Source organism: Streptomyces sp. NPDC025784 (assembly GCF_055558435.1).
In genome coordinates this window covers 107,328-130,497 of record NZ_JBVHMN010000009.1, presented here as the reverse complement: position 1 = coordinate 130,497, position 23,170 = coordinate 107,328, and the positions used below count along the sequence as shown (strand labels likewise).

Here is a 23,170-nt window from a genome sequence, read left to right as displayed (position 1 = left end):
TCGTGGTCAGGCAGTTACGCGTCCTGCGAAGTCGTAGCCGGCCTCGTCGACGGTCTTGGCGATCAGGGCGTCGAGCACCTCGCCGGGCTCGGCGGCCGTCGTCACGGTGACCAGGCCGGTGCCGATCTCGACGCCGACCGCGGTGACTTCGTCCAAGCCGCCCAGAGCGTCGGTGACAACGCCCTGGCAGTGCGCGCTGCCGATGCCGACGACTTTGTAGGTGGTCGTGACCTGCGCGTCGGAGGTGGTCGTGACCCGCGCGTCGGTGTGGCAGCTTCCGTCAGGGGTGCAGCAGTTCGACATGTGAGTTCTCCAGGACTACTGGTGGACGTATGTCCCATGTATACCCCGAGGGGGTATCTGGTAACGGCTCCATGTGTACCCCCCACCCGTATTCGAGGCAAGCGGTCATCGGACTTGACTTCATACCCCCTGGGGGTATGTTGAAGTGGGTTGGTCGCCCCTCATGAGCGGCCCGAGGATGAGGAGTGAGCCATGAACACCGGACTGCGGATCGCCGTCTTCGCCGCCGCACTCGCCGCGACGTTCGGCACTGCCTACGGCGTGGGCGGTGCGGTCGACGCGATCTCGCCCGAGCCGAAGGGCGGCGCACACGGTGGTCACGAGGGTGCCGCGGGAACCGGGCACGAGGAGCACGGTGGCGGCGCTGCGGCGACGGGCCCGGGGGGTCTGGAGGTCTCGAGGAACGGCTACACGCTCGACCTGAAGACCGCACGTGTCGAAGCCGGCGAGAAGGCGGCTCTGCGCTTCGCCGTCGTGCAGGACGGAACCGGCCGAAACGTCACCGCTTACCAGCGTGAACACGGCAAGGAGCTTCATCTGATCCTTGCCTCACGCGACCTCACCGTCTACCGCCACCTGCACCCCACCCGGGCTGCCGACGGCACCTGGTCCACCCCCGTGGAGCTGCCGGAGGCCGGCGACTACCGAGTCTTCGCCGACTTCAGGCCCGAAGGCGGCGAGGCGCTCACGCTCGGTACGGATCTCGCGGCATCCGGGACGTACGAGCCCGCCGAACTGCCGCGGCGCAGCGCCACCGCCATGGTCGACGGTTACGAGGTGACGCTCGACGGAACCCTGGTGCCCGGCCGGTCCGGGGAACTGACGCTGACGGTGGCTCAGGACGGCAAGCCGGTCCGGGACCTCCAGCCGTACCTGGGCTCCTACGGCCACCTGGTCGCCCTGCGCTCCGGTGACCTCGCCTACCTGCACGTCCACCCCAACGGCGAGCCCGGCGACGGCAGGACCCGGCCCGGTCCGGAGGTCTCCTTCACCGCTACGGCGCCCAGTGCCGGCGTGTACCGCCTGTTCCTGGACTTCCGGCACGACGGCAAGGTGCGCACGGCTGCCTTCACCGTGCACGTGGGCGGCGCGATGGACGCGTCCGAGACCTCGCACGGCGAGCCCGCCGAGCGGGAGGCCGGGCATACGCACTGAGGCGCGGCCCTCTCCGGACTGCCGTGCGGCCGACCGGAGGGACCCCGATGTGCGGCCGCTCCTCGCGAGCGGCCGATGTGTCAGCTGTGAGAACGAGGGGTGGGGCACCGGGAGTGCCCCACCCCTGCTGTGTCCGCCGTCAGGTACCTGCTGGGCTGTAGTGCTCCAGGAACATGTCGACCCCGTCGGTGATGAGACGGTTTGTCAGGTCCTCGTCGATGTGTGTGCCGTAGGAACTGAAGACCATGTGAGGGAAGACCAGCAGGCCGTAGAACTGGATGATCGCCACCGGGAGGTCGGGGATCTCCAGCCGGCCTTGCTCGGCCAGGCCCAGTAGTGCACCCGCGACAGCGGGGTGGTGGCTCTCCGCGCCGCGATGCCGCCAGGCCTCACCCAGTTCGGGGAAGCGGTGAACCTCCGCGGCGACGAGGTTGCGCAAGGCGGTGACCTCGTCGTTCGTGCGCACGGCATGGACCCAGGTCCGGGCCGCGTCGACGAGCGCGGTCCTCAGGTCCTCGGCCTCCGTCAGGCCTTCCAGCGCGGCCGCCGATTCCCCGGCGAGCGGCTCGTCGAGCGCGTCCGTGATGACCTCTGTGAACAGGGCTTCCTTGCTGCCGAAGTGGTTGTAGACGGTCACTTTCGACACGCCGGCCTCGGTGGCGATGGTGTCCATCCCCACGCCGAAGCCGTCCCGCAGGAACAACGAGCGAGCGGCTCGGACGATGGCCTGCCGCTTCATCTCCGCGCGACGGCCGCTGGGGGGCTGTTTGACGCTGTCCACGCTCATGAGCCGACCCTAACAGCCAACTGAACTGTACTGTTGAGTTCATGTGAACTGAACAGTACAGTTCAGTTGTAGGCGGCGGCCGGCGCGCCGTTGCCTCCCTCCTGCTGATCGCGGTGCCAGATCCGACCTCCGACACACGCCCGAAGGACCCCTCATGACCCATTCCGCAGCCGGTACACCGCAGACGGACCGACACGATCGCCCCCTGCCCGCCGCCGACCCTCGCCGCTGGGTGGCCCTCGCACTCATCTGTCTCGCGCAGTTCATGCTGGTCCTCGACGTCACCGTCGTGAACGTCGCCCTGCCCGACATGGCTGCCGACCTCGATCTCGGCCGGTCGACGCTGACCTGGGTGGTCACCGCCTACACCCTCTGCTTCGGCGGGCTGATGCTGCTCGGCGGCCGGCTCGCCGACGCCCTCGGAGCCCGCCGCACCCTGCTCGCCGGACTCGCCCTGTTCACCGCGGCCTCGCTGCTCACCGGCCTGGCCCAGAACACCACGACGCTGCTCGGCGGCCGGATCGGTCAGGGCGTCGGGGCGGCCCTGCTGTCCCCGGCCGCGCTCTCCCTCGTCACGACGACCTTCCACGGCACCGAACGCAACAAGGCCCTCGGCGTCTGGGCGGCGATCGGCGGCACCGGCTCCGCGGCCGGGGTGCTTCTCGGCGGAGCCCTGACCGACGGGCCCGGCTGGCAATGGGTGTTCTTCATCAATGTGCCGGTCGGGCTGCTCCTGCTGGTCGCGCTCCCCGCGTTCGTCCCGGCCCGCACCCCACAGCCCGCACGGCTCGACATACCCGGCGCGCTGCTCGTCACCGCGGGCACCGCCACACTGATCTACGGCCTTGTCGAAGCGGGGGACAGTGGCTGGGCGGACGCCTCGACGGTGCTGCCGCTGGCCGGCGCGGTGGTCGCGTACACGGCCTTCGCGGCGGTCGAACGGGCCGGCCGGGCACCGCTGATGGACCTGAGGATGTTCACCCGGCGGCCGGTGCTCGCGGGCGCGTTCCTGATGCTCGTCGCCACCGCACTGCTGATCGCGTACTTCTTCCTCGGGTCCGTCTATCTCCAGCACATCCGCGGCTTCAGCCCGTTGAGGACGGGCCTGGTGTTCCTGCCTGTCGCCGTGGCCACCGGCGTCGGCGCGCACCTCGGGTCCCGACTCGTCGGCCGGATCGGCAGCCGCCCGACGGCCGCTGCCGGCATGGCCGTGGCAGCCGCCGGAACGATCCCGCTGACTCGGCTGTCGGAGACCGGCAGCGTCCATGCCGGACTGCTGCCGGGCTTCGTCGTCGCCGCTCTCGGCCTCGGAGCGGTCTTCGTCACCGCCACGACGACCGCACTGGCCATGGTGGAGCGCAAGGAAACGGGGCTCGCCTCCGGCGTGGTCAACACCTTCCACGAGGTGGGTGGTTCGATCGGCGTCGCCGTGGTCTCCACCGTCGCCTCCTCCGGCTTCGAGCGTGGTTCGGTGGGCGGTTTCGGTGACGCGTTCACGGTGTGTGCCGTGGCGGCCGGTGCCGGCTGCGTCGTGGCCCTGGGCCTCGTGCCGCGCGGCAGGCCTCGGCCGACCGGCCCGCAGGTGCACTGATCAGGGGCGGTCGGCAACCGGTGGCGAGCCGTCGAGAAGGGTCGGCCGTGAGCCCGGCGGCTTCTGGTGCGGTGATCGGCACCAGAAGCCGCGCCCTGCACGGGCGAGGAGGCCCGGGCGGACCGTCAGCCCACCGTCCACTTCTGGTTGGCTGCGCCGGAACACGTCCAGATCTGCAGCCGGGTCCCGTTGGCGGAGTTGTTGTCCTTGACGTCCAGGCACTTGTCGGCCTGCGGGTTCACGATGTCGTGAGCCCCGGTGACGGTCCACTTCTGATTGGGGCCGCCGGTGCAGTCCCACAGCTGGACGGTCGTCCCGTCCGCGGTGCCGTTGCCGGTGGCGTCCAGGCACTTGCCCAGTGCGCGCAGGGTGCCGTCCGAGGAGACCGTCCACTTCTGGGCGGCGGTGCCGTTGCAGTCGTAGAGCTGGACGGCGGTGCCGTTGGCGGAGTTCGCCCCGGCGACGTCCACGCACTTGCCCGCGAGGCCCCGGATCGGAGCGCCGGTGCCGCCGCCCGAACTGTCACTGGTGGTCACCTTCACCTCGTCCACGACGAGTTGCTGCGGGAAGGCGGTGGAGCCGTCCGGATCGCCGGGCCAATAGCCGCCGACGGCCAGATTGAGGATCAGGAAGAACGGCTTGTCGAACACCCAGGTCCGGCCGCCCAGGTCGGCGGGGGTCCGGCGCTGGTAGACCGTGCCGTCGACCGACCAGGTGATCGAGCCGGGCGCCCAGTCGACGGCGAACGTGTGGAAGGCGTCCGCGAAGGCCTGGCCGTTCGGCAGGGAGTAGCCCGCGCCGATGCCGCCGGAGCCGGAGTAGCCGGGGCCGTGGATGGTGCCGTGCACGGTCGACGGTTCGAAGCCGACGTTCTCCATCACGTCGATCTCGCCGGAGGCGGGCCAGCCCACCTGTCCGATGTCGTTGCCGAGCATCTAGAACGCGGGCCACATGCCCTGCCCGCGCGGGATCTTCATCCGGGCCTCGACGTGGCCGTACGTCGTGGTGAACTTCCCGGAGGTGTTGAGGCGTGCCGAGGTGTACTGACAAGTGCCGTACCAGCACTGGTAGTTGCTCGGGTTCTCCTTGCGGGCGGTGATCACCAGATGGCCCTGGCCGTCCAGTGCCGCGTTCTTGTTCCCGGACGTGTAGTACTGCCGCTCGTGGTTGTTGACGTTGTCGCCGGTCTCGATCTGCCACTTGGACGAGTCGACGGCCGAACCGGCGGGGCCGTCGAAGGTGTCCTGGAACGTCACCGCCGCGGAGGTGCCGACGGCGGCGGACGCGACGAGCACGCCCGACAGGGCGGCGAGGAGACATCTGCGGAGCAGGCGCGGGGAGTCCATGACTCTCCCTTCCGTACGACGACCCGCGTGACGGGTGGGCCGACTGGGGTGGGGGGTGCATGCTTCGCCTCTTGATTTAAGAAGTGAGGTAAGGATGTGTCAAGACTCTGGTCCGGACCAATAGTCGGGAGGCCGGTCTCTCAGGCGCGACGGCGCTTGGGGTGCACGGCCCGTCCGAGCCGGCGTCCGAGCAGCAGGTAACCCACCAGCGCGCCCGAGGTGTTGAGGATGACGTCGTCGATGTCGAAGGCGCGTCCCGTGACGAACGCTCCCTGGGCCAGTTCGACCAGGAGCATGACGAGCGCGGTGAGCACCAGTACACGCAGGAAACCCCGCGTCTTCGGCGCCAGCGTCGGCATCAGGATGCCGAACGGCACTCCGAGCAGCAGGTTTCCGCCGACCTGCTTCACGGCGTCGCGGAACTCCGGCTGGGAGAGGTAGGCGTGCAGGGAGCGGCCCGGGTGGAGATTGCTGTGGACCAGGGCTTCCGAGGCCGGGGAGGGCTCCAGGGTCAGCCGGGCGAGCACGGCGGCGAAGGCCACCATGGCGGCGAACGCCAGCAGCATGACCAGCAGGCGCACGGGCAGCGGCAGTACCTTCGCGTCCCGCGCCCCCGCCGGGGTCCGGCCACGTGAGGCCGAACTCGGCTTCCTGGGCGCGGACTTGCGCCCCCAGATCCAGGAATTGACCTTCCCTCCGGACCTCGGTGAGCGGCCGGACCTGGCGTCGCCGGTCCTGGCCGCCTTCCCGCGCCCGGCCTTGGAGGCCGCTTTCCCACCGCCGGACTTCCCCGACGTCTTCCCGTCCGATTTCGCCGTCGTCTTCCCGCGCGCGGAGCCGGACGCCGCCCCCGCCGCTCGCCTGCCGGACCTGACGGCACTGGTCAGAAATGCCGCACGGACCATGCGATCCTCCCGTTTTCAACTGCCCTCTGGGTAATCGCGGTTACCCGCGATCCCGGCAACGATGCCGGGCCGCGGGGAAGTGCCGCGTGGACGGTTCGGCCGTGCGGGCGCGTCGGTGCGCCCACCTGCGCGCGACCGGTTTCCTTCCGCGCTCCCGGGGCACTTCGGGCGTCGGCCCTTCGCGCGCCACCGTCTCTCGGACGAGTGGCGATGCTTGGATGGCGCAGCGGACATACTCACCCAAAAATGGCGATCGAGGGAGTGTGGAGGTGACCTGTGACGCCGTGTACGGCGCTTCGCAGCGCGCTCGAGGTCGTGGCCTGGTGGACCGCGCTCTTCCTGCTGTGGCTGGTCCTCATCGGCACCGTGGACACCCTCGAACTGGTCATGGGAGCGGCCGCGGCTCTCGTCTGCGCGGTCGCGGCCCGGGGAGTGCGCCGGGCGGTGGGCAGCCGGTGAACGGCTGGACGGCCACGGCGACGGCCGTGCTCGCCCTGGGCGGCGGAGCCGCGGTGTGGGGCGTCGCGACGGGCCCGCTCGGCCGCCGGGTCGTGGCGCAGAACCTGTCCACATCGCTGGCGTGCCCCGTCCTTCTCCTCCTCGCCCAGGGGTACGGCAGGCCGTCGTACGTGGATCTCGCCCTGGTCCTCGCGCTTCTCGGCCCCGTCGGCACCCTCGTGTTCGCCCGGCTGCTCGCCGAGGACCTGGAAGGGGATCCGCCCGGCGCCCGGGCGGCGACGTACGCGGTCGCGGTGTTCGGGGCCACGGTCGTGATCGTCCTGTGCGCGGTCGCCGGTCCCGGCAGGGCCATGGTGAAACTCCTGGTGACCGGCGCCCTGCTGGTCGCCGGGAACCTCGTCGCCTCCCGGGCCCTGGCCGGCGGCTTCTCCGGGGGCCGTCATGGATGACCCGCTGATCGTGGTGGCTCTGTTGCTGGTCGCCGCCTGCGCCACCGCGGCAGTGGCCGTGCGCGATCCCGAGCGCCAGGCCCTCGTCCTCGCGGTGCTCGGTACGGCCCTCGCCGTCCTGTTCACCGTGCTCCAGGCCCCCGACGTGGGCCTCTCGCAACTCGCCGTGGGCTCCGCGCTGACACCGCTGCTGCTGATGCTGTCGGTGCGCAAGGTCCGACGGCGCGAGCGCGGCAAGGGGAGGACACGATGACGCGACGCGTACGGCGGTGGGTCCTGGCCGTCGGCGGCGCGGGCCTGGCGGCGCTCCTCGTCGCCGCCTGCCCGGCGCTGCCCCCGTTCGGCGGTGCCACGCACCCGTACGGCGACCGGGTGGTCCGCGAATCGCTGGCCCGGCAGACCGCCAACACCGTCGCGTCCGTCAATTTCGACCAGCGCGCCTTCGACACCCTCGGCGAACTGGGCATCCTGTTCGCCTGCGTGATCGGCACGGTCGTCCTGCTGCGCCAGACCCGCGACGAGCGGCGCGCCGCACCGGAACCCGCCGCGGTGTCCCTCCCGGTACGCCGGTACGCGCTGGTCGTGCTGCCCGTCGCGCTGCTCACCGGCCTGTACGTCGTCGCGCACGGACAACTCAGTCCCGGCGGCGGCTTCCAGGGCGGGGTGGTGGCCGCGACCGCGTTGCATCTGCTGTACCTCGGAGCCGACTACCGCGCCCTGGAGAACGTCCGCCCGATCGGTCTCTACGAGGTCGGCGACGCGCTCGCCGCCTCCGCCTACCTCGTCACGGGCCTCGCGGGGCTGCTCGGCGGGACGGCGTTCCTCGCCAACACCCTCCTGCCGTACGGCACGTTCAACACCCTGACGTCCGGCGGGACCGTCCCCCTCCTGAACGCGGCCATCGGCATGGAGGTCGCCTGCGCGGTCGTGGTGCTGCTCGCCCGCTTCCTCGACCAGGCCGTGGAGATCGAGAAGGAGAGCGGTTCGTGATGTCCGTACTGCCGTACCTCGTCGCCGTGTGGATCTTCCTGACCGGCTGCTACGGGATCGCCACCAGCCGGAACCTCATCCACGCCGTGGGCTGCCTCGCCGTCTGCCAGTCCGCCACGTACGTCCTGCTGCTCGCCGTCGGCTATCGCGACGGCGGCACCGCGCCCGTCTTCTCCGACGTCGAACCCGGGTCGCGCCCCGTCGTCGACCCCGTCGTGCAGGCCCTCGCCCTGACCGACGTCGTCGTCGGTGCGACCGTCACCGCGCTGCTGCTGGCCCTCGTCATCCAGGTCTCCAAACGCCATGGCACCGTCGACCCCGACGAGCTCTCGGAGCTGCGCGGCTGATGGACCACCTGCTTCCCCTGCTCGTCGCGGCACCGCTGCTCGGAGCCGCACTGCTGGTCGCGGGCGGCCGCCGGCTGCCGCGTGCCGTCGCCGAACCGTTGGGCTGCGTCGTCTCCGCGGGCACGGCGGCCCTCGCGATCGTCCTGCTGCTCAACTCCTCGCCCCCGCTGGTCGAATGGGTGGGCGGCTGGGCGCCGAAGGACGGCGAGAGCGTCGGCATCGTCCTCGTCGGGGACGGACCCGGGCTCGGCATGGCCGCGCTCGCCTCCCTGCTGACCCTGGCGGCGCTGGTGTACTCCTGGCGCTACTTCGACGAACCGCCGCGCCGCCACGCGGGATCCTTCCCCGCGCTGATGCTGTTGTTCCAGACCGGCATGTGCGGCTTCGCCGTCGCGGGAGACCTCTTCGACGCGTTCGTCTTCTTCGAGCTGATGAGCGTCGTGGCCTACGCGCTCACCGGACATCGCGTCGAGGAGGCGAAAGCCGTGCAGGGCGCGCTGACCTTCGGGGTCGTCAACTCCCTGGGCGCGTATGCCATGCTGCTCGGCATCGCCCTGCTCTACGCGCGCACGGGCCAGCTGGCCATGATGAAGATCGGCAGAGGGCTCGACGCGCACGGAGGGCCGGACGCCCTCACCCTGGCCGCCTTCGTGCTCGTCCTGACCGGCCTGCTGGTCAAGGCCGCGGCCGTGCCCTTCCACTTCTGGCTGCCGGACGCGCACGCCGTGGCCCCCACACCCGTGTGCATGCTGCTGTCCGGGGTGCTGGTGGAAATGGGCGCGTACGGCGTGTGGCGGGTGTACGGCACGGTGTTCGACGGACCCGGCGGGATCCCGGCGGCCGACGTGGGACGCGCACTGGTCGTCCTCGGCGTGCTCACGGGGGTGGTCGGCGCCGTCATGTGCTGGTACCAGCGGCACATCAAACGACTGCTGGCCTACTCGACCGTCGCCCACATGGGGCTCTTCGTGATCGGCATCGGTGCGCTCACCCCCGAGGCCGACGACGGGACCGCGCTGTACATCCTGGGACACGCCGGCGTGAAGGCCGCCCTGTTCGCCTGCACGGGCATCCTGCTCGACCGGTACGGCAGCGTCGACGAGCACGCGCTGCACGGCCGTGCCCGGTCGTTGCGCGGGGTCGCCGTGCTGTTCGTCCTCGGCGCGCTCGGCCTCGCCGGACTGCCGCCCTTCGGCACCGGGCTGGGCAAGGCGGTCACGGAAGAGGCGGTCGGCGGCCCGCTGTCCGCGGTGTTCGTCGTCGTGTCGGCCGTGACCGCGGGCGCCGTGCTGCGGGTCACCGCGCGCGTGTTCCTCGGAGCCGGTCCCGAACCGCGCGACGTGTCCGCGTACGAGACCACCGGCATCCGTGAGGAGCCGGAGACCCGGCACCGGCTGAGCCGGGTACCGGACACGATGACCGTGGTTCCCGCTCTGCTGCTGGCCGGGTCCCTCGCCGTCGGCGCCGTGCCGGGCGTCGCGCGCCTGGTGGGGCACGCCGTGAGCGAGGCGGGGTCCGGCGGGGCGGTCACCTCGCCCCACTGGACACCCGCCGGTGTGTTCCTCGGACTGCTCTCGACCGTGCTGGCGCTGGGCCTGGCCGCACTCGCCGTGTCCCGTCCGGAGCCGTTCGGCGAGCAGCCGTGGACCGAGCCGCTGCGGCGCCTCCAGTCGGGCCACATCGGTGACTACGTGGCCTGGACGCTGGCGGGCGCGACCCTGCTCGCCGCACTGGCGCTGCCGGGCATCCTCTCCTGAGGAGTGTCGCCCGGACCATGTCGACGGGACCGCGGCGTCGCCTGCTGTCGGCAGGACCGGTTCACGCGCCGTAGGTGACCGTCACCTCCTCGAAGCCCAGGGAACGCAGCAGACCCTGGAGCATGCCGGTGGTGTTCTCCTCGGCGCGCGCGGTGAGGCGGGAGTCCTTCGCGGCCTCGCCGATGTGCTTGGCGGCGAGCCGCTGGACCGCCCGTTCGTCGTTCGGGTTGTCCGAGAAGACGTCGCCGAGCCGGTCGAGGAGGCCACGCTGCTTGGAGACGGCGTACGAGTGGTCGGGGTCGAGCGCGGGCTTGCCCAGCGCCGCGTGCGGAAGCCGGAGCGTGGCCGACGTGCGGTCCTTGTCGACCGTCACGTCCTTCTCGCCGAGCTTGCCGAGGTCGACGTACGCGTCGACCGTGCCGGCGCCCACGTACAGCGTGCGGGTGCCGCGGATCGCGTCGGGCAGGTACTTGGCGTCCTTCTCCAGGTCCACGACCACCTGGAAGTTGCCCGACGCGGCGTCGTAGCGGCTGATGTCCTGGATGGACTTGAGCAGCGCGGGACCCGACCGGTCGTGGGTCTCGGTGCCGAACACGTCGTGCAGCCCCGGCAGAAGGGCCAGCCGCACCCCGGCGAACAGCACCACGAGCACCAGCACGAAGGCGCTGACCACCTTCGCCCAACCGGGCATGCGTTTGATGGACGTCGTCATGTCGACGGTCCTCCTTTCAACGACCCGGGTACCCCCCAACTGCTCCGACAGGCCCGCGTGTCGGGCCGGTCACCGGCGCCGCCGCCGTTCGCCGTACCCCGCGGACGCGCGGTGTCCGCCCCACCCACGGCACCGGCCGGAGCCGCCGCTCCGCACGACGCATCGGTCAGCGCGCGACCCGGACGGGACGGTCGCCGGACACACGCGACCACCAGACCCCTTCGCCGTGCGTCAGCCCCGGGAGCCGCAACTCGACGTCCCGCACCTTGCCGGCGGGCAGCTCACCCGTGACCAGCCACGAGGTGCGGCCGCCGGTCGTGGCCCCGAACTCCGCACCGCACGACGCCAGATGGGCCGTCACCGCGGCCAGGGCGTCGAGCGGGATCTCCACCTCGAAGGCGTGGTACGGCTCGTACACGCGGGTCCCCGCCCGTTCCAGGGCCCGGTGCAGCACGACGGGGGTCAGCCCGCGGAAGTCGGCCGCCGTGCTGACCGGCGCCGCGAACCCGGAGCGGACGAGCGTGACCCGGTAGTCCGTCACCGGCCGGCCACGGGGTCCGCTCAGCAGCGTGGCGTGCACCGTGTCCTCGATCGCCTGGTGGAACGCCCGGGGCAGCGCGCCGAGTTCGGTCTCGTACGTGAAGACTCCGCCGGAGCCGCGCGGTCCCGGTTCGACCCGCAGCCCGATCGTCGCCCAGAACCCGACGTGCCCGTGCCGCTGGATCTCCGCGCACGCCTCACCGGTGCCCACCGGGCGCTCCAGCAGACGCACCCGGCTCGGCTCGAAGTCGGCCTCGATGCCGAAGTCCTGTGCGAGCGTGGCCGCGAGGACCTCCTTCTGGACCTCCCCGTACAGCAGCAGCGCGGTGCTGCCGGACGCGGCGGGTCCGGCGTGCAGCAGCGGGTCCTGGTCGGCGAGGGCCAGCAGCGCGGCGCGCAGTGCGGCGGCCTGCTCGGGACGCCTGGCCCTGACCAGCGTCTCCAGGGTCGGGGCGGCGAACTGTTGGGCCCGGTCACCGGACGGGCCGAGCCGGTCGCCGACGCGGAGCGCACCCGCACCACGGAGCACGGCGATGTTCCCCGGGGTGAGCCGGTCGGCCTCCGGCCGTCCGACCACCTGCATGCCCAACGCCCGGCCGGGCACCTGCACGGTCCGGCCGTCCGCCTCCCGTCGCCGGAACACCAGCCGCTGACGCTGCCTCACCTCCCCTTCGTACAGGCGCAGCCAGGCCGTGCGGTCGCCTCCCGGCCCGGGCCGTACGGCGAACACCGTGCCGCGCGGCTCACCGGGGGAGGACGGCGCCACGGTCGGGCCGGGGACCAGCCGGATCAGACGCGCGACCAGGTCCGCGACGCCCTGCCCGCCGATCGCCGAACCGAAGAGGACCGGATGGACCGAGCCGTCGGCCGTCCGTGCGGCGAGGGCGTCCTCCAACTCGTCCGGGGTCGGCGGCGGACCGTCGACCAGCGCCGCCAGCACACCGGGATCCACCTCGGCGAGCGTGCCGGCCGCGGCGTCGTCGAGCGGCCGCGGCAGGACCCGGGCGTCCGGTGTGCCGAGGGCGTCGACGCGGCTGAGCGGGACCACGTACGGCGTGAGGAGCCGCCGTACGTCGTCGAGGAGCGCGCCTTCACGCGCCCCCGCCCGGTCGATCTTGTTGACGAAGACCAGGGTGGGCAGGCCGAGCCGCCGCAGAGTCCTCATGAGGACGCGCGTCTGCGCCTGCACGCCCTCGACGGCGGAGAGCAGCAGCACCGCCCCGTCCAGGACCTCCAGGGCGCGCTCTACCTCGGCGATGAAGTCGGAGTGTCCAGGGGTGTCGATCAGGTTGACCTGGACGTCCCCGGCGCGGAAGGCGGCGACGGCCGAGCGGATCGTGATCCCGCGCTGCCGCTCGATCGCCCCGTCGTCCGTACGGGTGTCACCGGCGTCGACGCTGCCGAGCCGGTCGATGGAGCCGCCGTCGAACAGCAGCCGCTCCGTGAGGCTGGTCTTACCCGCGTCGACGTGGGCCAGAATTCCGATGTTCAGGGTGTGCATGCGTGGTCGAGTCCTCGGGAACAGTCGTCCGGTGGGGGCGCTGAGGTGTTCCGAGGAATCGGCGCATGTCGTTCTCCTGGGGGGCGGGTGGCTCTGACGTCGTCATCATGGCGCGGTCCGGGCGGTCGTCCGCAACCGAATTTGGCCCCGGTCGAGTGACCGGGAGGTCCCCAGTAGCATGAAACACGCACCCCGGGCCGATCTTGCCGCACGGCGCCACGGCCCGGTTCGATCATGCGAGGAGCGGTCGTGCGTGACATCGCCGTGTTCAGCGGTAGTGCCCATCCCGAGCTGGCCGGGGAGGTCTGCGCGCATCTGGGTGTCCCCCTCAGCCCGACCCGCGTCAGCCGGTTCGCCAACGACTGCCTGGAGGTCCAGCTCCAGGCGAACTGTCGTGAGCGTGACGTCTTCCTCGTGCAGCCGCTGGTCTCACCGGTGCAGGAGCACCTCGTCGAGCTGCTGATGATGTGTGACGCGGCGCGTGGCGCGTCGGCGGGCAGGATCACCGTGGTCATGCCGCACTACTCGTACGCCCGCTCGGACAAGAAGGACATGCCCCGGATCTCCATGGGCGGGCGGCTCGTGGCGGACCTGCTGGTGGCGGCCGGGGCGAGCCGGGTCCTCGCGATGACGCTGCACTCCCCGCAGGTGCACGGCTTCTTCTCGGTCCCGGTGGACCATCTGCACGCCCTGCGCGAGCTGGCGGCGCACTTCCGCGGCCACGACCTGTCGCGTACGACCGTGGTGTCGCCGGACCTGGGCAACGCCAAGGAGGCCGCGGCGTTCGCGCGGCTGCTCGGGGCGCAGGTGGCGGCCGGTGCCAAGCAGCGGTTCGCCGACGACCGCGTGCGCATCAGCTCCGTCATCGGAGAGGTCGCCGGACGCGATGTGATCGTGCTGGACGACGAGATCGCCAAGGGCAGCACCGTCCTCGAACTCCTCGACAGGCTGCGGGAGCTGGGCCCCCGGTCGATCCGGGTCGCCTGCACCCACGGGCTGTTCGCGGCCGGCGCGCTCAAGCGGCTCAGCGAGCAGAGCGACGTCCTGGAGATCGTGTGCACGAACACCGTTCCGGTCCCGGTCGAGGAGCACACCGAGAAGCTCCGCGTCCTGTCGATCGCGCCGGCGCTCGCCGAGGCGGTGCGGCGCATTCACAACGGTGAGTCCGTCAGCGCCCTGTTCGACGCGCCCCAGAGCGAATAGACAGGAAGGAGCGGAACTTCCCGCCCGTCCGCAGGGCCGGGGAAGCGGCCTGGTGCCCGGCCGGGAAGCCGCGAGCAACGCTCGGCGTCACCCAGGTGATCAGGAGGGCTCGCAGTGGCGAAGGCGAAATTCGAGCGGACCAAGCCGCACGTCAACATCGGCACCATCGGTCACATCGACCACGGCAAGACGACGCTCACCGCGGCCATGACCAAGGTGCTGCACGACCGGTTCCCCGACCTGAACCCGTTCACGCCGTTCGACCAGATCGACAAGGCCCCTGAGGAACGCCAGCGCGGCATCACGATCTCCATCGCCCATGTCGAGTACCAGACGGAACACCGGCACTACGCGCACGTCGACTGTCCGGGCCACGCGGACTACATCAAGAACATGATCACGGGCGCCGCGCAGATGGACGGCGCGGTCCTGGTCGTCGCGGCGACCGACGGGCCGATGCCGCAGACCAAGGAGCACGTGCTGCTGGCCCGGCAGGTGGGCGTCCCGTACATCGTCGTCGCGCTCAACAAGACGGACATGGTGGACGACGAGGAGATCCTGGAACTCGTGGAGCTGGAGGTGCGCGAGCTCCTCACCGAGTACGAATTCCCGGGCGACGACGTGCCCGTGGTCCAGGTCTCCGCGCTCAAGGCCCTCGAGGGCGACCCGAAGTGGAGCGCCTCCATCCTCGAACTCCTCGCCGCCATAGACGAGTTCGTGCCCGAGCCGGTGCGCGACGTGGACCGGCCGTTTTTGATGCCGATCGAGGACGTCTTCACCATCACGGGCCGCGGCACGGTCGTCACCGGCCGCATCGAGCGCGGCGTGCTGAAGGTGCACAGCGAGGTCGAGATCATCGGGATCCACGAACAGAAGACGAAGACCACGGTGACCGGCGTCGAGATGTTCCGCAAGCTCCTCGACGAGGGGCGTGCGGGGGAGAACGTGGGACTGCTGCTGCGCGGTGTGAAGCGGGAGGACGTGGAGCGCGGGCAGGTCGTCATCAAGCCCGGATCGGTCACGCCGCACACGGAGTTCGAGGCACGGGCCTACATCCTGTCGAAGGACGAGGGCGGCCGGCACACGCCCTTCTTCGACAACTACCGCCCGCAGTTCTACTTCCGCACCACGGACGTCACCGGGGTGGTGACGCTTCCCAAGGGCACCGAGATGGTCATGCCGGGCGACAACACCACCATGCAGGTGCAGTTGATCCAGCCGATCGCCATGGAGGAGGGGCTGAAGTTCGCCATCCGTGAGGGCGGCCGCACGGTCGGCGCGGGGCAGGTCACAAGGATCCGGAAGTAGCCTCCGGGCGGCTGAACGCCTCGTCGAGGGACGCGGAGGGCGGCAGCAGGCGTGTGAGACCGGTCGCCCGCAGGACGCGCAGCGTCAGCGGCTGGGTGCAGAGGAGGTGCAGCCGCCCGCCGCGGGCGAGGACGCGCCGCCTGGCGCGGTACAGCAGGCGCAGGCCCGAGCAGTCGAAGAAGTCGGCGGGCCGCAGGTCGATGACGACCTGCGGTGCCGGGCCGCCGGTGACGGCGTCCAGGGCCGGGGTGATCTCCAGCGCCGCGAGGATGTCGATCTCCCCGTGGAACTCCAGGACGGTATGTCCGCGGTCCTGGTGGATACGCAGATGCCGGGTCGGGGGTGCGGGGTCGTGCGGCACGAAGACATCACCTCCAACCGGCAGCCGGCCCGCTGCCGAAGGCAGGGGCCAGTGAGAAGCCGGGCGACGACGTCCGGCGCGTGAGGACACGCCGCCGGGCCGCCGGTGGTTGCAGAGCTCTTCCTTGCTCTGCAAGTTACCCCCGATGGAGTGAATTCCAGCATGTTCGATTGACATATGTCTTCGATTTAATCGGCGAGTCGCGCGATGGATCCCTGGTGCGGGAGGCCGTCACGGCTCCGTCCGTGCCTCGTGTCAGGGCTGCCAAGTCGCCCTGAACGTAGGGTGGTTGGTGCCGGAGGAGCTGGTCACGGGTGCGGCGCGCCTCCCTGACCGGCCCGTCCGGCCCGGGTCAGACGACGGCGAGCACCAGCTTCCCCGCCGTCCGTCCGGTGTCGCCGAGAGCGTGCGCCTCGGCGGCGTCGGCCAACGGGAAGGTCTCGGCGACCGAGGCACGCAGCTTGCCCGCCTCCACCAGCTCCGCGATCGCCTTCATCCCGGCGTGGTCGGCGTCGACGAGCATCTCGGTCGCGCGCACCCCGGCCTTCTCGGCCTGGGCCGGGAGCTCCTTGGAGCCCCGCGGCAGGATCGTCACCAGGATTCCGTCCTCGCGCAGCGTGCGCAGGGAACGCTGCACGTAGTCGCCGCCGACGGTGTCCAGCACGACGTCGACGTCCCGGACCGCCTCGGCGAAGTCGGTGTCCCGGTAGTCGATCAGCTCGTCCGCGCCCAGGCCCCGCACGAAGTCGTGCTTGCCCGCGCTCGCGGTGCCGATCACGTACGCGCCGCGCGCCTTGGCGACCTGCACGGCCACGTGCCCCACGCCGCCGGCCGCCGCGTGGATCAGCACCCGCTGTCCGGGCCGCACGTCCGCCGTCTCCACCAGTGCCTGCCACGCGGTCAGGGACACCAGCGGGAGCGCGCCCGCCTGGACGTGGTCGATGCCGGCCGGCTTGTGCGCGAAGGTGTGGGCCGGCGCGGTCACGTACTCGGCGTGCGAGCCGTGGCCCCACGGGTAGGACAGCATGCCGAAGACCTCGTCCCCGGGCTTGAAGAGGGCGACGCCGATGCCGGTCGCCTCGACGACGCCGGAGACGTCCCAGCCGAGGACGAACGGCGGCTCGCCGAGGAAGCCGCCCGTGGCACGGTGCTTCCAGTCGGTCGGGTTGACGCCGGCGGCGTGCACCCGCACCAGTACCTCGTTGGCGCGGGGCTCGGGGCGCTCCACCCGTACTTCCTTCAGGACCTCGGGACCGCCGAGAACGTCCTGGCTGATGGCTCGCATCGTGTTCACAGTGCTCATGGTGTCCCAGCGTGCCGGGGTCGGCTCGGCAGGAAAATGGCACGATTGCCAATCATCGATAGAATCGTGCCATGGCAGCGAAGCGACACCGTGGCGAGCGGGACCTCGCCGGACACCGGGAGGACCGTGCCGGACGGCGGCGAGGACGGGTCAAAGGCCGTACGGAGCGCGTGGTCGTCCTCGCCCTCGACGGCGTCTACCCCTTCGAGCTGGGTATCCCCAGCCGGATCTTCGGTGCCGCGGACGGCCGGTACGAGGTGATGACCTGCACCGTCGACGGACAGCCGGTCCGCACCAACGCCGATTTCTCGGTCACCGTCGACCACGGCCCCGAGGCGCTGCGCACGGCCGACACGGTGGTGATCCCCGCCATCGGCCCGGCGTTCGTCACCGCGTCGCTCTCCGACGAGGTGGCCGCCGCGCTCGCCTTCATCGGGGCGGACACCCGCATCGTGTCGATCTGCACGGGCGCCTTCGTGCTGGCCGCGGCCGGACTGCTCGAAGGGCGGCGGGCGACCACCCACTGGCAGCTGGTCGACCGGTTCCGCGAGATGTTCCCGCACGTCCCGCTGGACCCGGACGTGCTCTTCGTCGACGACGGCACCGTCCTCACCTCGGCGGGCGCAGCTTCCGGCATCGACGCCTGCCTGCACGTCCTGCGCGAGGACCACGGCAGCGAGCTGGCCAACAAGGTCGCCCGGTGCTGCGTGGTGCCGCCCCTGCGGGAGGGCGGCCAGGCCCAGTACATCGAGCAGCCCGTGCCGGACCCGGCCGCCACGAGCACCGCCGCCACCCGCGCGTGGGCCCTGACCCGCCTCGGCGACCCGCTGACCCTCACCGAACTCGCCGAGCACGCCCGGATGAGCCGGCGCACCTTCGCCCGCCGCTTCAACGACGAGGTGGGCATGAGCCCGGGCCGCTGGCTCATCCAGCAGCGCGTGGCCCGCGCCCGACGGCTGCTGGAGTCCAGCGACCTCTCGGTGGACCGCGTCGCCGGCGAGGTCGGCTTCGCGACGGCCGCCTCGCTGCGCCAGCACCTGCACGTGGCCATCGGCGTCTCGCCCCAGGCGTACCGGCGCACCTTCCAGGCGGCCCGATAGCTCCGCCCCTCGAACGAACCGCGCCTGCGCGGCGTCGAAGGAGGGAGACGGCAGCCGGAGGGCAAGGGGTGGGCATGCGCAAGGGACTCGCGGCGACGATGGTTCTGCTCGGTGCGGCCGCGGTGGGCTGCGGGGACGGGAACGGCGGCGGCCTCGTGGTCACCGGGACGCCGCCCGCCACGCCGTACACCGGTCCGCTGACCGTGCCCGTGAAGGAGGCGACCGGCGGGGACGACGGCGAGGACGGCCCTCGTGCGGTCCGGGCGCGGTCGGGTGCCGCCGGGCGGGCCCTGGAGTGCGACGCCGAGATCTACTCGGGTGGCGGCAGCGACCCGTGGAGCAAGGGCGACGGCGGCTCGACGCCCGAGGAGGGCCTGCGGGCGTTCTTCGACATGGAGCAGCCCGAACTGCCCGAGTCCGGCTACCGGATGGAGCGCAAGGAGAAGGGGCGGGTGCTGTTCTCGTACGACGTCGAGGGGCGCACCAAGGTCGCCGTCGTCGTCGCGCTGGACCGCCCGCACCGCCCCGGCTGGGGCCCGGAGACCAGCGCGTCCTGCGATCCGGCCGAACTCCCCGCGAGCTTCACCGACTCGACCTGGTACGAGATCTGGACCGACCGCGACGGCCGGCGCGTCCCGGTCACGAAGGTGCACAGCTCGGTCGGTGCCGAACACTGCGACTGGGAGAGCGCACGCTTCCTGGCGATCGGCCGGGGCGAGGACGGCAGGCTCTACGCGCGCGATCCCGAAGGGGTCCTCGACGGCATGCTCACCTCCGCGTACGAACCGGACGGCACCATGCCGGCCGCGGCACGCGACACCGGCTACCGGTTCCACGACTGGCAGTTGTGGCTGACCGCAGGCCGGTCGAAGGCGTACGTCCGCACACCCGACGGGGTCGAGGTGTGGCCGGCGGTGAAGGAGGGCGTCGGCTGCAAGTGAGCCGTCAGCGACTGCGGTGCAGGGCGACCAGCAACTGCCAGACCTGGTGGGCGATCTCGTCGGCGGTGCCCTCCAGCAGCCCGTGCAGCCAGTCCGCGAGGACCCCCGCGAAGGTGGCCGCGACGGCGGACGCGACGAGCGGGGCGTCCGGGGCGCCCACCAGGGTGCGTTCGGCCAGGCTGCGGGCCCGCAGGTCGCGGTGCAGCACGCTGCCGAGCGGGCCGCCGCCGCCCGGACTCAGCAGTGCCCGGTAGAGAGCGGTGTGCGGGGCGAGGCCGGCGAAGAAGGCGAGCAGGGCAGGCGGCGCCGACACCGGATCGGGCCGCCCGCGCCAGGCGTGCAGGGCCTCCACCGCGTCCCGTACGACATCGGCGCAGGCGTCGACGGCGAGCGCCTCCAGGTCCGCGTAGTGCACGTAGAACGTCGCCCGGCCGACCCCGGCCCGGCGCACCAGCGCCGCGACGCCGACCTCCGTCAGCGGCTGCTCGGCGCACTCCTCCAGCAGCGCCCGGCGCAGTCTGGCACGGGTCCGGGCGGCCCGCGGGTCCCGGGACGTCACCGGGCGATCAGGACGGCGGCCAGGGCGAGTGCCCCGGGCAGGGCCTGCGCGAAGAGGATCCGGCGGTTCGCGGTGACCGCCCCGTACACGCCCGCGACCACGACGCACACCAGGAAGAAGACCTGGACGCGGAAGCCGGTCGGATCGTCCGCGACGAGCCCCCACACCAGCCCCGCCGCCAGGAACCCGTTGTAGAGACCCTGGTTGGCGGCCAGTGGTGCGGTGGCCCGGGCCATCTCGGGGTCGAATCCGTGCAGGCCCCGTCCCGGCGCGCGCTCCCAGAGGAACATCTCCAGGACCAGGATGTACGCGTGCAGCGCGGCCACCAGCCCCACCAGCACGTTCGCGACCGTCTCCATCGTCAGCTGGCTCCGTCGTCTCGGATGTCTTGGACGGTTGTCCACTATAGCTGGACAACCGTCCAGGAACTATGCCGGGGACGTCACACGGCACCTCCGGTTGTGGCGTCCGCCGTCGGGGTAGCGATGCACGGTATTTCCGTTACCTGAGGGGGAGTTGACGTGTCGGGCAGTCTCGCGCCGGCCGGCTGGAGCGGGAGTGAGCGGAGGATGTGGGCCGCCTTCCGGCGAGGGGAGTGGTTCACGCACCGGGGCGAGGTGCGGGCCCGCGTCGTGCGGAGACTCCTGCTGGCGCCTCCGCAGGCCGAGGCGGGACATGTGCCGCGGCTCAGGCTCAGGAACGTGTCGATCACCGGCCGGCTCGATCTGGCCGAGGCCGTCCTCCCGGGGACCCTGCGGCTGCACGGCTGCCGTTTCGAGCAGGCTCCCTGCCTCGACGGCGCCACCCTCGGGGCGTTGGAGATGCGCGACTGCGAGCTGCCCGGACTGTCGGCCGTCGGCGTCACGATCGGCTGGAAGTGCGAGATCGCCGGGTGCGAGGTGCGCGGGCCCATCGACCTGTACGGCGCCTCGATCGGCGGCACCCTGCGACTGGAGGGCAGCCGGCTGACGGGGCACGGGGAGCGGCGGGGCGAGGGCGCCCTGCAACTGCTGTGCGCCACCGTCGGAGGCGACGTCCAGGCGGGCACGGGGCTGCGCGTCGACGGCTGCACCGACCTCAGGGACACCTCCGTCCGCGGCAGCGTCGTACTCAAGCGCGCCGAGCTGCGCAACCCGGCCGGCGCGGCCCTGAGGGCCAACAGGCTGCACATAGGAGGGGACTTCAACTGCCGGGGCGGCCTCGTCGCCGAGGGCACCGTCGATCTGTGCGACGCCCGCGTGGGCGGCGGCGCGCTCTTCCAGGAGGCTGTGCTCGACTCCCCGCACGGACCCGCGCTGCGGGCCCACGGCATAGACGTCGGCGCCGAGTTCAACCTGTGCGACGGGTTCACGGCGCGCGGCAGAATCTCCATGAGCAGCATCACCGTACGCAGCCGTCTGTCCTTCAAGGACGCCCTGATCGAGGCGCCCGCCGGTCAGGCCGCTCTGATCAGCCGCCGCTCCACCGCCTCCGAGCTCGACCTGCGCTTCCGTGAGCCGGTGAAGGGCACCGTCGACCTCAGCCACACCCGGGTCACCGTGCTGAAGGGCACCCCGCCGCGCTGGCCCGTGGCCCTGCGTATGGAGGGGGTGGTCTACGACAGCCTGCTGCCCCAACTCCCCGCCGCACAGCGGCTTCCACTGCTCACGCGCGATCCCGAGGGGTTCACCCCGCAACCCTACGAGCAACTGGCCGCCTCCTACCGGCTGCACGGTCACGACGGCGACGCCCGCACGGTGCTCCTCGCCAAACAGCGGCGCCAGCACACCACGCTGCCGTGGCCGGGCCGGGTGTGGGGCGGCCTCCAGGACATCACCCTCGGCTACGGTTACCGGCCGATGCGGGCGGTGTGGTGGCTGTGCGCGATCATGCTCAGCGGCAGCCTGCTGTTCACCCGATGGCCCCCGCAGGCGGTCGACCCGGGCAAGCCGCCCCACTTCCAGGCCGCGATCTACACCTTCGACCTCGTACTGCCGCTCGTCGACTTCGGTCAGGAGCAGGCGTTCAGTCCGCGCGGCGGACTCCAGTGGGCGGCCGTGGTCCTCGTGTGCCTGGGCTGGCTGCTCGCGACGACGGCCGCGGCGGCCGCCAACCGGACCTTGCGCAGGGCGTGACGCCCCGCGGCCCGCCCTGACCGCTGGTCCCGGCGCGACTCGGCCGCCGTACCCACCGGTGTCAGCGCGACTGGGCCGCCGTGCGCAAGGTCAGTGCCCGAAGCGCGAGCTGCATCTCGAACTGGGCCGCCGGATCGTGCAGTTGGTCCCCGAACAACTCGTCCAGCTGGCGCATCCGATAGCGCACCGTCTGCGGGTGCACGGCGAGCCGCGCCGCCACCTCGCTCGCGTTGTGCCCGCACTGGAGCCAGCTGAGCAGTGTCTCCGCCAGCCGCTCCCGCTGCGGCGAACGCATCTCCACCAGCGGCCCGAGCCGCCGCTCGGCCATCGCGTCGACCAGGGCCTCGTCGCGGAAGAGCAGGAGCGTCGCCAGATGGTCCTGGCAGCGCACCGGCTCCGCACCCGGCAGGATGCCGCGCCGCGCCAGATCCAGCGCCTCGGTCGCCCAGCGCCACGATCGCGCGCCCTCCTGGAGCGCCACGGTCGGACCCATCGCCGCACGCAGCCCGTGCAGCGCTCCGGCGACCGCCCGTGCCCGGCCCGGCCCGTCCGGGTCGGGCACGACCAGCACGGCGGGCTGGACGTCGAACCGTGCCAGGAACTCCGCGGGCACGATCGGCCGTGCCGCCCCCGGCCGCGACCCCTGGTCGACCGCGACGACCGCGAGGGCCCGGGGTACCGGCCAGCGCGCCGAGTGCGCGAGATCGCTGATCGCCTCGGCCGACGCGGGCGGATCCGCGGTGAGCAGGTCGACCAGCCGGCTGCGCCGCTGCTGCAACTCCCCGGCCGCGTGCAGCCGCGCCTCCGTGTAGCCCGCCGTCGTCGCGGCCGCCATCTCGTCCAGGTGCAGGAACAGCGCCTCACCGAGGGCGGCCAGCACCTCGCGGGGCAGCAACTCCGCGTCGACCAGCGCGTTCACCCGCCGCCAGGTCACCCGCGCGCCGAGGCGCAGCGCGGACTGGAACGAGTCGAGACTGCGCCCCTCCTCCGCCTCGCCCCGCCCGATCCTCAGGTACGTCGCCTTCACCGGCTCCCAGTCGGTGTCCGGCTTCGCCATCCGCTCCAGGAACCCCTGCAAGGCGTGCTCCACACCCTGGTGCACGACATGCATGTACGTGTCGTCGGTCGGCCGGGCGTACTCGGGGATCTCGGTCCTGATGGCCCGTACGACCTCTTCGGCGATGTCGGCGAAGAAGGGCCTGAGGTGGTCGTGCAGGTCCGAAGGGAACACCTTGAACGGACCGTTGGGCTCGTCGTCCACGGCTCGGGCTCCTCCTGCGCACGGGATCAGGGGCTCCGAGACGATACGGCAGGCGACCCGTCCCGGCTCATCCGCCGCGGACGGACATAAGGGTGCGGTTCGTCACATCGCCTTTGTCAGCGAGCTGACAGAAGCGGCATGACGAACTGTCAGCGGGCCGTCTAACTCGACCGGCGTC

At 71.7% G+C, this 23,170-nt stretch carries 24 protein-coding genes and 1 pseudogene; 14 read left to right on the top strand and 11 right to left on the bottom strand.

Going from position 1 to position 23,170, the window contains the following annotated elements:
* Nucleotides 1–6 precede the first annotated feature (6 nt).
* A complete protein-coding gene (locus ACZ4IF_RS21460) occupies nucleotides 7–303 on the bottom strand; it encodes a heavy-metal-associated domain-containing protein (protein WP_467565010.1) in 297 nt (98 codons plus the stop codon).
* A 192-nt stretch (nucleotides 304–495) separates the two neighbouring features.
* On the opposite strand from ACZ4IF_RS21460, the gene ACZ4IF_RS21455 reads away from it, so the two are divergent.
* Nucleotides 496–1,458 (top strand): hypothetical protein, encoded by a 963-nt coding sequence (locus tag ACZ4IF_RS21455; protein ID WP_467565008.1) that lies wholly within the window; start codon nucleotides 496–498, stop codon nucleotides 1,456–1,458.
* A gap of 139 nt (nucleotides 1,459–1,597) precedes the next feature.
* Here the strand turns inward: ACZ4IF_RS21455 and ACZ4IF_RS21450 are convergent, their stop codons facing one another.
* Nucleotides 1,598–2,245, bottom strand: coding sequence for a TetR/AcrR family transcriptional regulator (locus ACZ4IF_RS21450; RefSeq protein ID WP_467565006.1), 648 nt, complete (start codon nucleotides 2,243–2,245; stop codon nucleotides 1,598–1,600).
* Between the two features lie 154 nt (nucleotides 2,246–2,399).
* Here ACZ4IF_RS21450 and ACZ4IF_RS21445 point away from each other — a divergent pair, with 154 nt between their 5' ends.
* On the top strand, nucleotides 2,400–3,836 hold the full coding sequence (locus ACZ4IF_RS21445) for an MFS transporter (RefSeq protein ID WP_467565004.1): 1,437 nt from the start codon (nucleotides 2,400–2,402) through the stop codon (nucleotides 3,834–3,836).
* A 125-nt stretch (nucleotides 3,837–3,961) separates the two neighbouring features.
* Here the strand turns inward: ACZ4IF_RS21445 and ACZ4IF_RS21440 are convergent.
* A pseudogene (locus tag ACZ4IF_RS21440) lies at nucleotides 3,962–5,182 on the bottom strand (RICIN domain-containing protein).
* Nucleotides 5,183–5,322: 140 nt separating this feature from the next.
* Nucleotides 5,323–5,859 (bottom strand): VanZ family protein, encoded by a 537-nt coding sequence (locus ACZ4IF_RS21435; RefSeq protein WP_467565327.1) that lies wholly within the window; start codon nucleotides 5,857–5,859, stop codon nucleotides 5,323–5,325.
* Between ACZ4IF_RS21435 and ACZ4IF_RS21430 the strand changes: the two genes are divergently transcribed.
* From ACZ4IF_RS21430 to ACZ4IF_RS21400, 7 genes are all read left to right on the top strand, one after another.
* Nucleotides 5,747–6,121: a hypothetical protein gene (locus tag ACZ4IF_RS21430; protein ID WP_467565350.1), complete on the top strand. Its 375-nt coding sequence runs from the start codon at nucleotides 5,747–5,749 to the stop codon at nucleotides 6,119–6,121. The genes ACZ4IF_RS21435 and ACZ4IF_RS21430 overlap by 113 nt on opposite strands.
* Nucleotides 6,122–6,363: 242 nt before the next feature.
* Nucleotides 6,364–6,546 (top strand): hypothetical protein, encoded by a 183-nt coding sequence (locus tag ACZ4IF_RS21425; protein WP_467565002.1) that lies wholly within the window; start codon nucleotides 6,364–6,366, stop codon nucleotides 6,544–6,546.
* On the top strand, nucleotides 6,543–6,995 hold the full coding sequence (locus tag ACZ4IF_RS21420; RefSeq protein WP_467565000.1) for a monovalent cation/H+ antiporter complex subunit F: 453 nt from the start codon (nucleotides 6,543–6,545) through the stop codon (nucleotides 6,993–6,995). Before ACZ4IF_RS21425 ends, ACZ4IF_RS21420 begins: the two co-directional genes overlap by 4 nt.
* Nucleotides 6,988–7,248: a Na(+)/H(+) antiporter subunit B gene (locus ACZ4IF_RS21415; protein ID WP_095938129.1), complete on the top strand. Its 261-nt coding sequence runs from the start codon at nucleotides 6,988–6,990 to the stop codon at nucleotides 7,246–7,248. The genes ACZ4IF_RS21420 and ACZ4IF_RS21415 overlap by 8 nt, the downstream gene beginning before the upstream one ends.
* Entirely contained in the window at nucleotides 7,245–7,985 is a 741-nt protein-coding gene (locus tag ACZ4IF_RS21410; RefSeq protein WP_467564998.1) for an MnhB domain-containing protein, read from the top strand. The genes ACZ4IF_RS21415 and ACZ4IF_RS21410 overlap by 4 nt, the downstream gene beginning before the upstream one ends.
* Nucleotides 7,985–8,332 (top strand): sodium:proton antiporter, encoded by a 348-nt coding sequence (locus tag ACZ4IF_RS21405; RefSeq protein ID WP_359499000.1) that lies wholly within the window; start codon nucleotides 7,985–7,987, stop codon nucleotides 8,330–8,332. Before ACZ4IF_RS21410 ends, ACZ4IF_RS21405 begins: the two co-directional genes overlap by 1 nt.
* A complete protein-coding gene (locus ACZ4IF_RS21400) occupies nucleotides 8,332–10,089 on the top strand; it encodes a complex I subunit 5 family protein (RefSeq protein ID WP_467564996.1) in 1,758 nt (585 codons plus the stop codon). Before ACZ4IF_RS21405 ends, ACZ4IF_RS21400 begins: the two co-directional genes overlap by 1 nt.
* Nucleotides 10,090–10,150: 61 nt before the next feature.
* On the opposite strand, the gene ACZ4IF_RS21395 is transcribed toward ACZ4IF_RS21400, so the two are convergent.
* Together ACZ4IF_RS21395 and otr(A) are read right to left on the bottom strand one after the other, a co-directional pair.
* Nucleotides 10,151–10,801, bottom strand: coding sequence for a DUF4230 domain-containing protein (locus ACZ4IF_RS21395; protein ID WP_345652615.1), 651 nt, complete (start codon nucleotides 10,799–10,801; stop codon nucleotides 10,151–10,153).
* A gap of 166 nt (nucleotides 10,802–10,967) precedes the next feature.
* A complete protein-coding gene (gene otr(A) / locus ACZ4IF_RS21390) occupies nucleotides 10,968–12,842 on the bottom strand; it encodes a tetracycline resistance ribosomal protection protein Otr(A) (RefSeq protein WP_467564993.1) in 1,875 nt (624 codons plus the stop codon).
* A 249-nt stretch (nucleotides 12,843–13,091) separates the two neighbouring features.
* Between otr(A) and ACZ4IF_RS21385 the strand changes: the two genes are divergently transcribed.
* Both ACZ4IF_RS21385 and tuf read left to right on the top strand, forming a co-directional pair.
* A complete protein-coding gene (locus ACZ4IF_RS21385; protein WP_467564991.1) occupies nucleotides 13,092–14,045 on the top strand; it encodes a ribose-phosphate diphosphokinase in 954 nt (317 codons plus the stop codon).
* Nucleotides 14,046–14,159: 114 nt separating this feature from the next.
* The gene (tuf, locus tag ACZ4IF_RS21380; RefSeq protein ID WP_359499010.1) at nucleotides 14,160–15,353 is read left to right on the top strand and encodes an elongation factor Tu; all 1,194 of its coding nucleotides are present in this window, start codon (nucleotides 14,160–14,162) and stop codon (nucleotides 15,351–15,353) included.
* On the opposite strand, the gene ACZ4IF_RS21375 is transcribed toward tuf, so the two are convergent.
* Both ACZ4IF_RS21375 and ACZ4IF_RS21370 read right to left on the bottom strand, forming a co-directional pair.
* The gene (locus tag ACZ4IF_RS21375; RefSeq protein ID WP_467564989.1) at nucleotides 15,334–15,714 is read right to left on the bottom strand and encodes an anti-sigma factor antagonist; all 381 of its coding nucleotides are present in this window, start codon (nucleotides 15,712–15,714) and stop codon (nucleotides 15,334–15,336) included. The genes tuf and ACZ4IF_RS21375 overlap by 20 nt on opposite strands.
* Nucleotides 15,715–16,066: 352 nt before the next feature.
* Nucleotides 16,067–17,017 carry an NADP-dependent oxidoreductase gene (locus tag ACZ4IF_RS21370; protein ID WP_467564987.1) on the bottom strand — a complete coding sequence of 317 codons (951 nt, stop codon included), beginning with the start codon at nucleotides 17,015–17,017 and terminating at the stop codon, nucleotides 16,067–16,069.
* 71 nt (nucleotides 17,018–17,088) lie between these two features.
* Here ACZ4IF_RS21370 and ACZ4IF_RS21365 point away from each other — a divergent pair, with 71 nt between their 5' ends.
* Both ACZ4IF_RS21365 and ACZ4IF_RS21360 read left to right on the top strand, forming a co-directional pair.
* Nucleotides 17,089–18,117, top strand: coding sequence for a GlxA family transcriptional regulator (locus ACZ4IF_RS21365; protein ID WP_467564985.1), 1,029 nt, complete (start codon nucleotides 17,089–17,091; stop codon nucleotides 18,115–18,117).
* Nucleotides 18,118–18,191: 74 nt separating this feature from the next.
* Nucleotides 18,192–19,058 (top strand): hypothetical protein, encoded by an 867-nt coding sequence (locus tag ACZ4IF_RS21360; protein WP_467564983.1) that lies wholly within the window; start codon nucleotides 18,192–18,194, stop codon nucleotides 19,056–19,058.
* A 4-nt stretch (nucleotides 19,059–19,062) separates the two neighbouring features.
* Here ACZ4IF_RS21360 and ACZ4IF_RS21355 read toward each other — a convergent pair whose 3' ends face one another.
* Nucleotides 19,063–19,617: a TetR/AcrR family transcriptional regulator gene (locus ACZ4IF_RS21355; protein WP_467564981.1), complete on the bottom strand. Its 555-nt coding sequence runs from the start codon at nucleotides 19,615–19,617 to the stop codon at nucleotides 19,063–19,065.
* Nucleotides 19,614–19,976 carry a DUF1304 domain-containing protein gene (locus ACZ4IF_RS21350; RefSeq protein WP_345652592.1) on the bottom strand — a complete coding sequence of 121 codons (363 nt, stop codon included), beginning with the start codon at nucleotides 19,974–19,976 and terminating at the stop codon, nucleotides 19,614–19,616. The genes ACZ4IF_RS21355 and ACZ4IF_RS21350 overlap by 4 nt, the downstream gene beginning before the upstream one ends.
* A 162-nt stretch (nucleotides 19,977–20,138) precedes the next feature.
* On the opposite strand from ACZ4IF_RS21350, the gene ACZ4IF_RS21345 reads away from it, so the two are divergent.
* Nucleotides 20,139–21,731, top strand: a complete 1,593-nt coding sequence (locus ACZ4IF_RS21345; RefSeq protein WP_467564979.1) for an oxidoreductase — start codon at nucleotides 20,139–20,141, stop codon at nucleotides 21,729–21,731.
* A 61-nt stretch (nucleotides 21,732–21,792) separates the two neighbouring features.
* On the opposite strand, the gene ACZ4IF_RS21340 is transcribed toward ACZ4IF_RS21345, so the two are convergent.
* A complete protein-coding gene (locus ACZ4IF_RS21340; RefSeq protein ID WP_467564977.1) occupies nucleotides 21,793–22,992 on the bottom strand; it encodes a PucR family transcriptional regulator in 1,200 nt (399 codons plus the stop codon).
* Nucleotides 22,993–23,170: the final 178 nt, after the last annotated feature.

What these genes read in the sequence shown, in the direction of transcription:
- ACZ4IF_RS21460 (WP_467565010.1), bottom strand. Translation starts at nt 303, where the DNA reads ATGTCGAACTGCTGCACCCCTGACGGAAGCTGCCACACCGACGCGCGG.
- ACZ4IF_RS21455 (WP_467565008.1), top strand. Translation starts at nt 496, where the DNA reads ATGAACACCGGACTGCGGATCGCCGTCTTCGCCGCCGCACTCGCCGCG.
- ACZ4IF_RS21450 (WP_467565006.1), bottom strand. Translation starts at nt 2,245, where the DNA reads ATGAGCGTGGACAGCGTCAAACAGCCCCCCAGCGGCCGTCGCGCGGAG.
- ACZ4IF_RS21445 (WP_467565004.1), top strand. Translation starts at nt 2,400, where the DNA reads ATGACCCATTCCGCAGCCGGTACACCGCAGACGGACCGACACGATCGC.
- ACZ4IF_RS21430 (WP_467565350.1), top strand. Translation starts at nt 5,747, where the DNA reads ATGACCAGCAGGCGCACGGGCAGCGGCAGTACCTTCGCGTCCCGCGCC.
- ACZ4IF_RS21415 (WP_095938129.1), top strand. Translation starts at nt 6,988, where the DNA reads ATGGATGACCCGCTGATCGTGGTGGCTCTGTTGCTGGTCGCCGCCTGC.
- ACZ4IF_RS21410 (WP_467564998.1), top strand. Translation starts at nt 7,245, where the DNA reads ATGACGCGACGCGTACGGCGGTGGGTCCTGGCCGTCGGCGGCGCGGGC.
- ACZ4IF_RS21405 (WP_359499000.1), top strand. Translation starts at nt 7,985, where the DNA reads ATGTCCGTACTGCCGTACCTCGTCGCCGTGTGGATCTTCCTGACCGGC.
- ACZ4IF_RS21400 (WP_467564996.1), top strand. Translation starts at nt 8,332, where the DNA reads ATGGACCACCTGCTTCCCCTGCTCGTCGCGGCACCGCTGCTCGGAGCC.
- ACZ4IF_RS21395 (WP_345652615.1), bottom strand. Translation starts at nt 10,801, where the DNA reads ATGACGACGTCCATCAAACGCATGCCCGGTTGGGCGAAGGTGGTCAGC.
- ACZ4IF_RS21370 (WP_467564987.1), bottom strand. Translation starts at nt 17,017, where the DNA reads ATGAGCACTGTGAACACGATGCGAGCCATCAGCCAGGACGTTCTCGGC.
- ACZ4IF_RS21365 (WP_467564985.1), top strand. Translation starts at nt 17,089, where the DNA reads ATGGCAGCGAAGCGACACCGTGGCGAGCGGGACCTCGCCGGACACCGG.
- ACZ4IF_RS21360 (WP_467564983.1), top strand. Translation starts at nt 18,192, where the DNA reads ATGCGCAAGGGACTCGCGGCGACGATGGTTCTGCTCGGTGCGGCCGCG.
- ACZ4IF_RS21350 (WP_345652592.1), bottom strand. Translation starts at nt 19,976, where the DNA reads ATGGAGACGGTCGCGAACGTGCTGGTGGGGCTGGTGGCCGCGCTGCAC.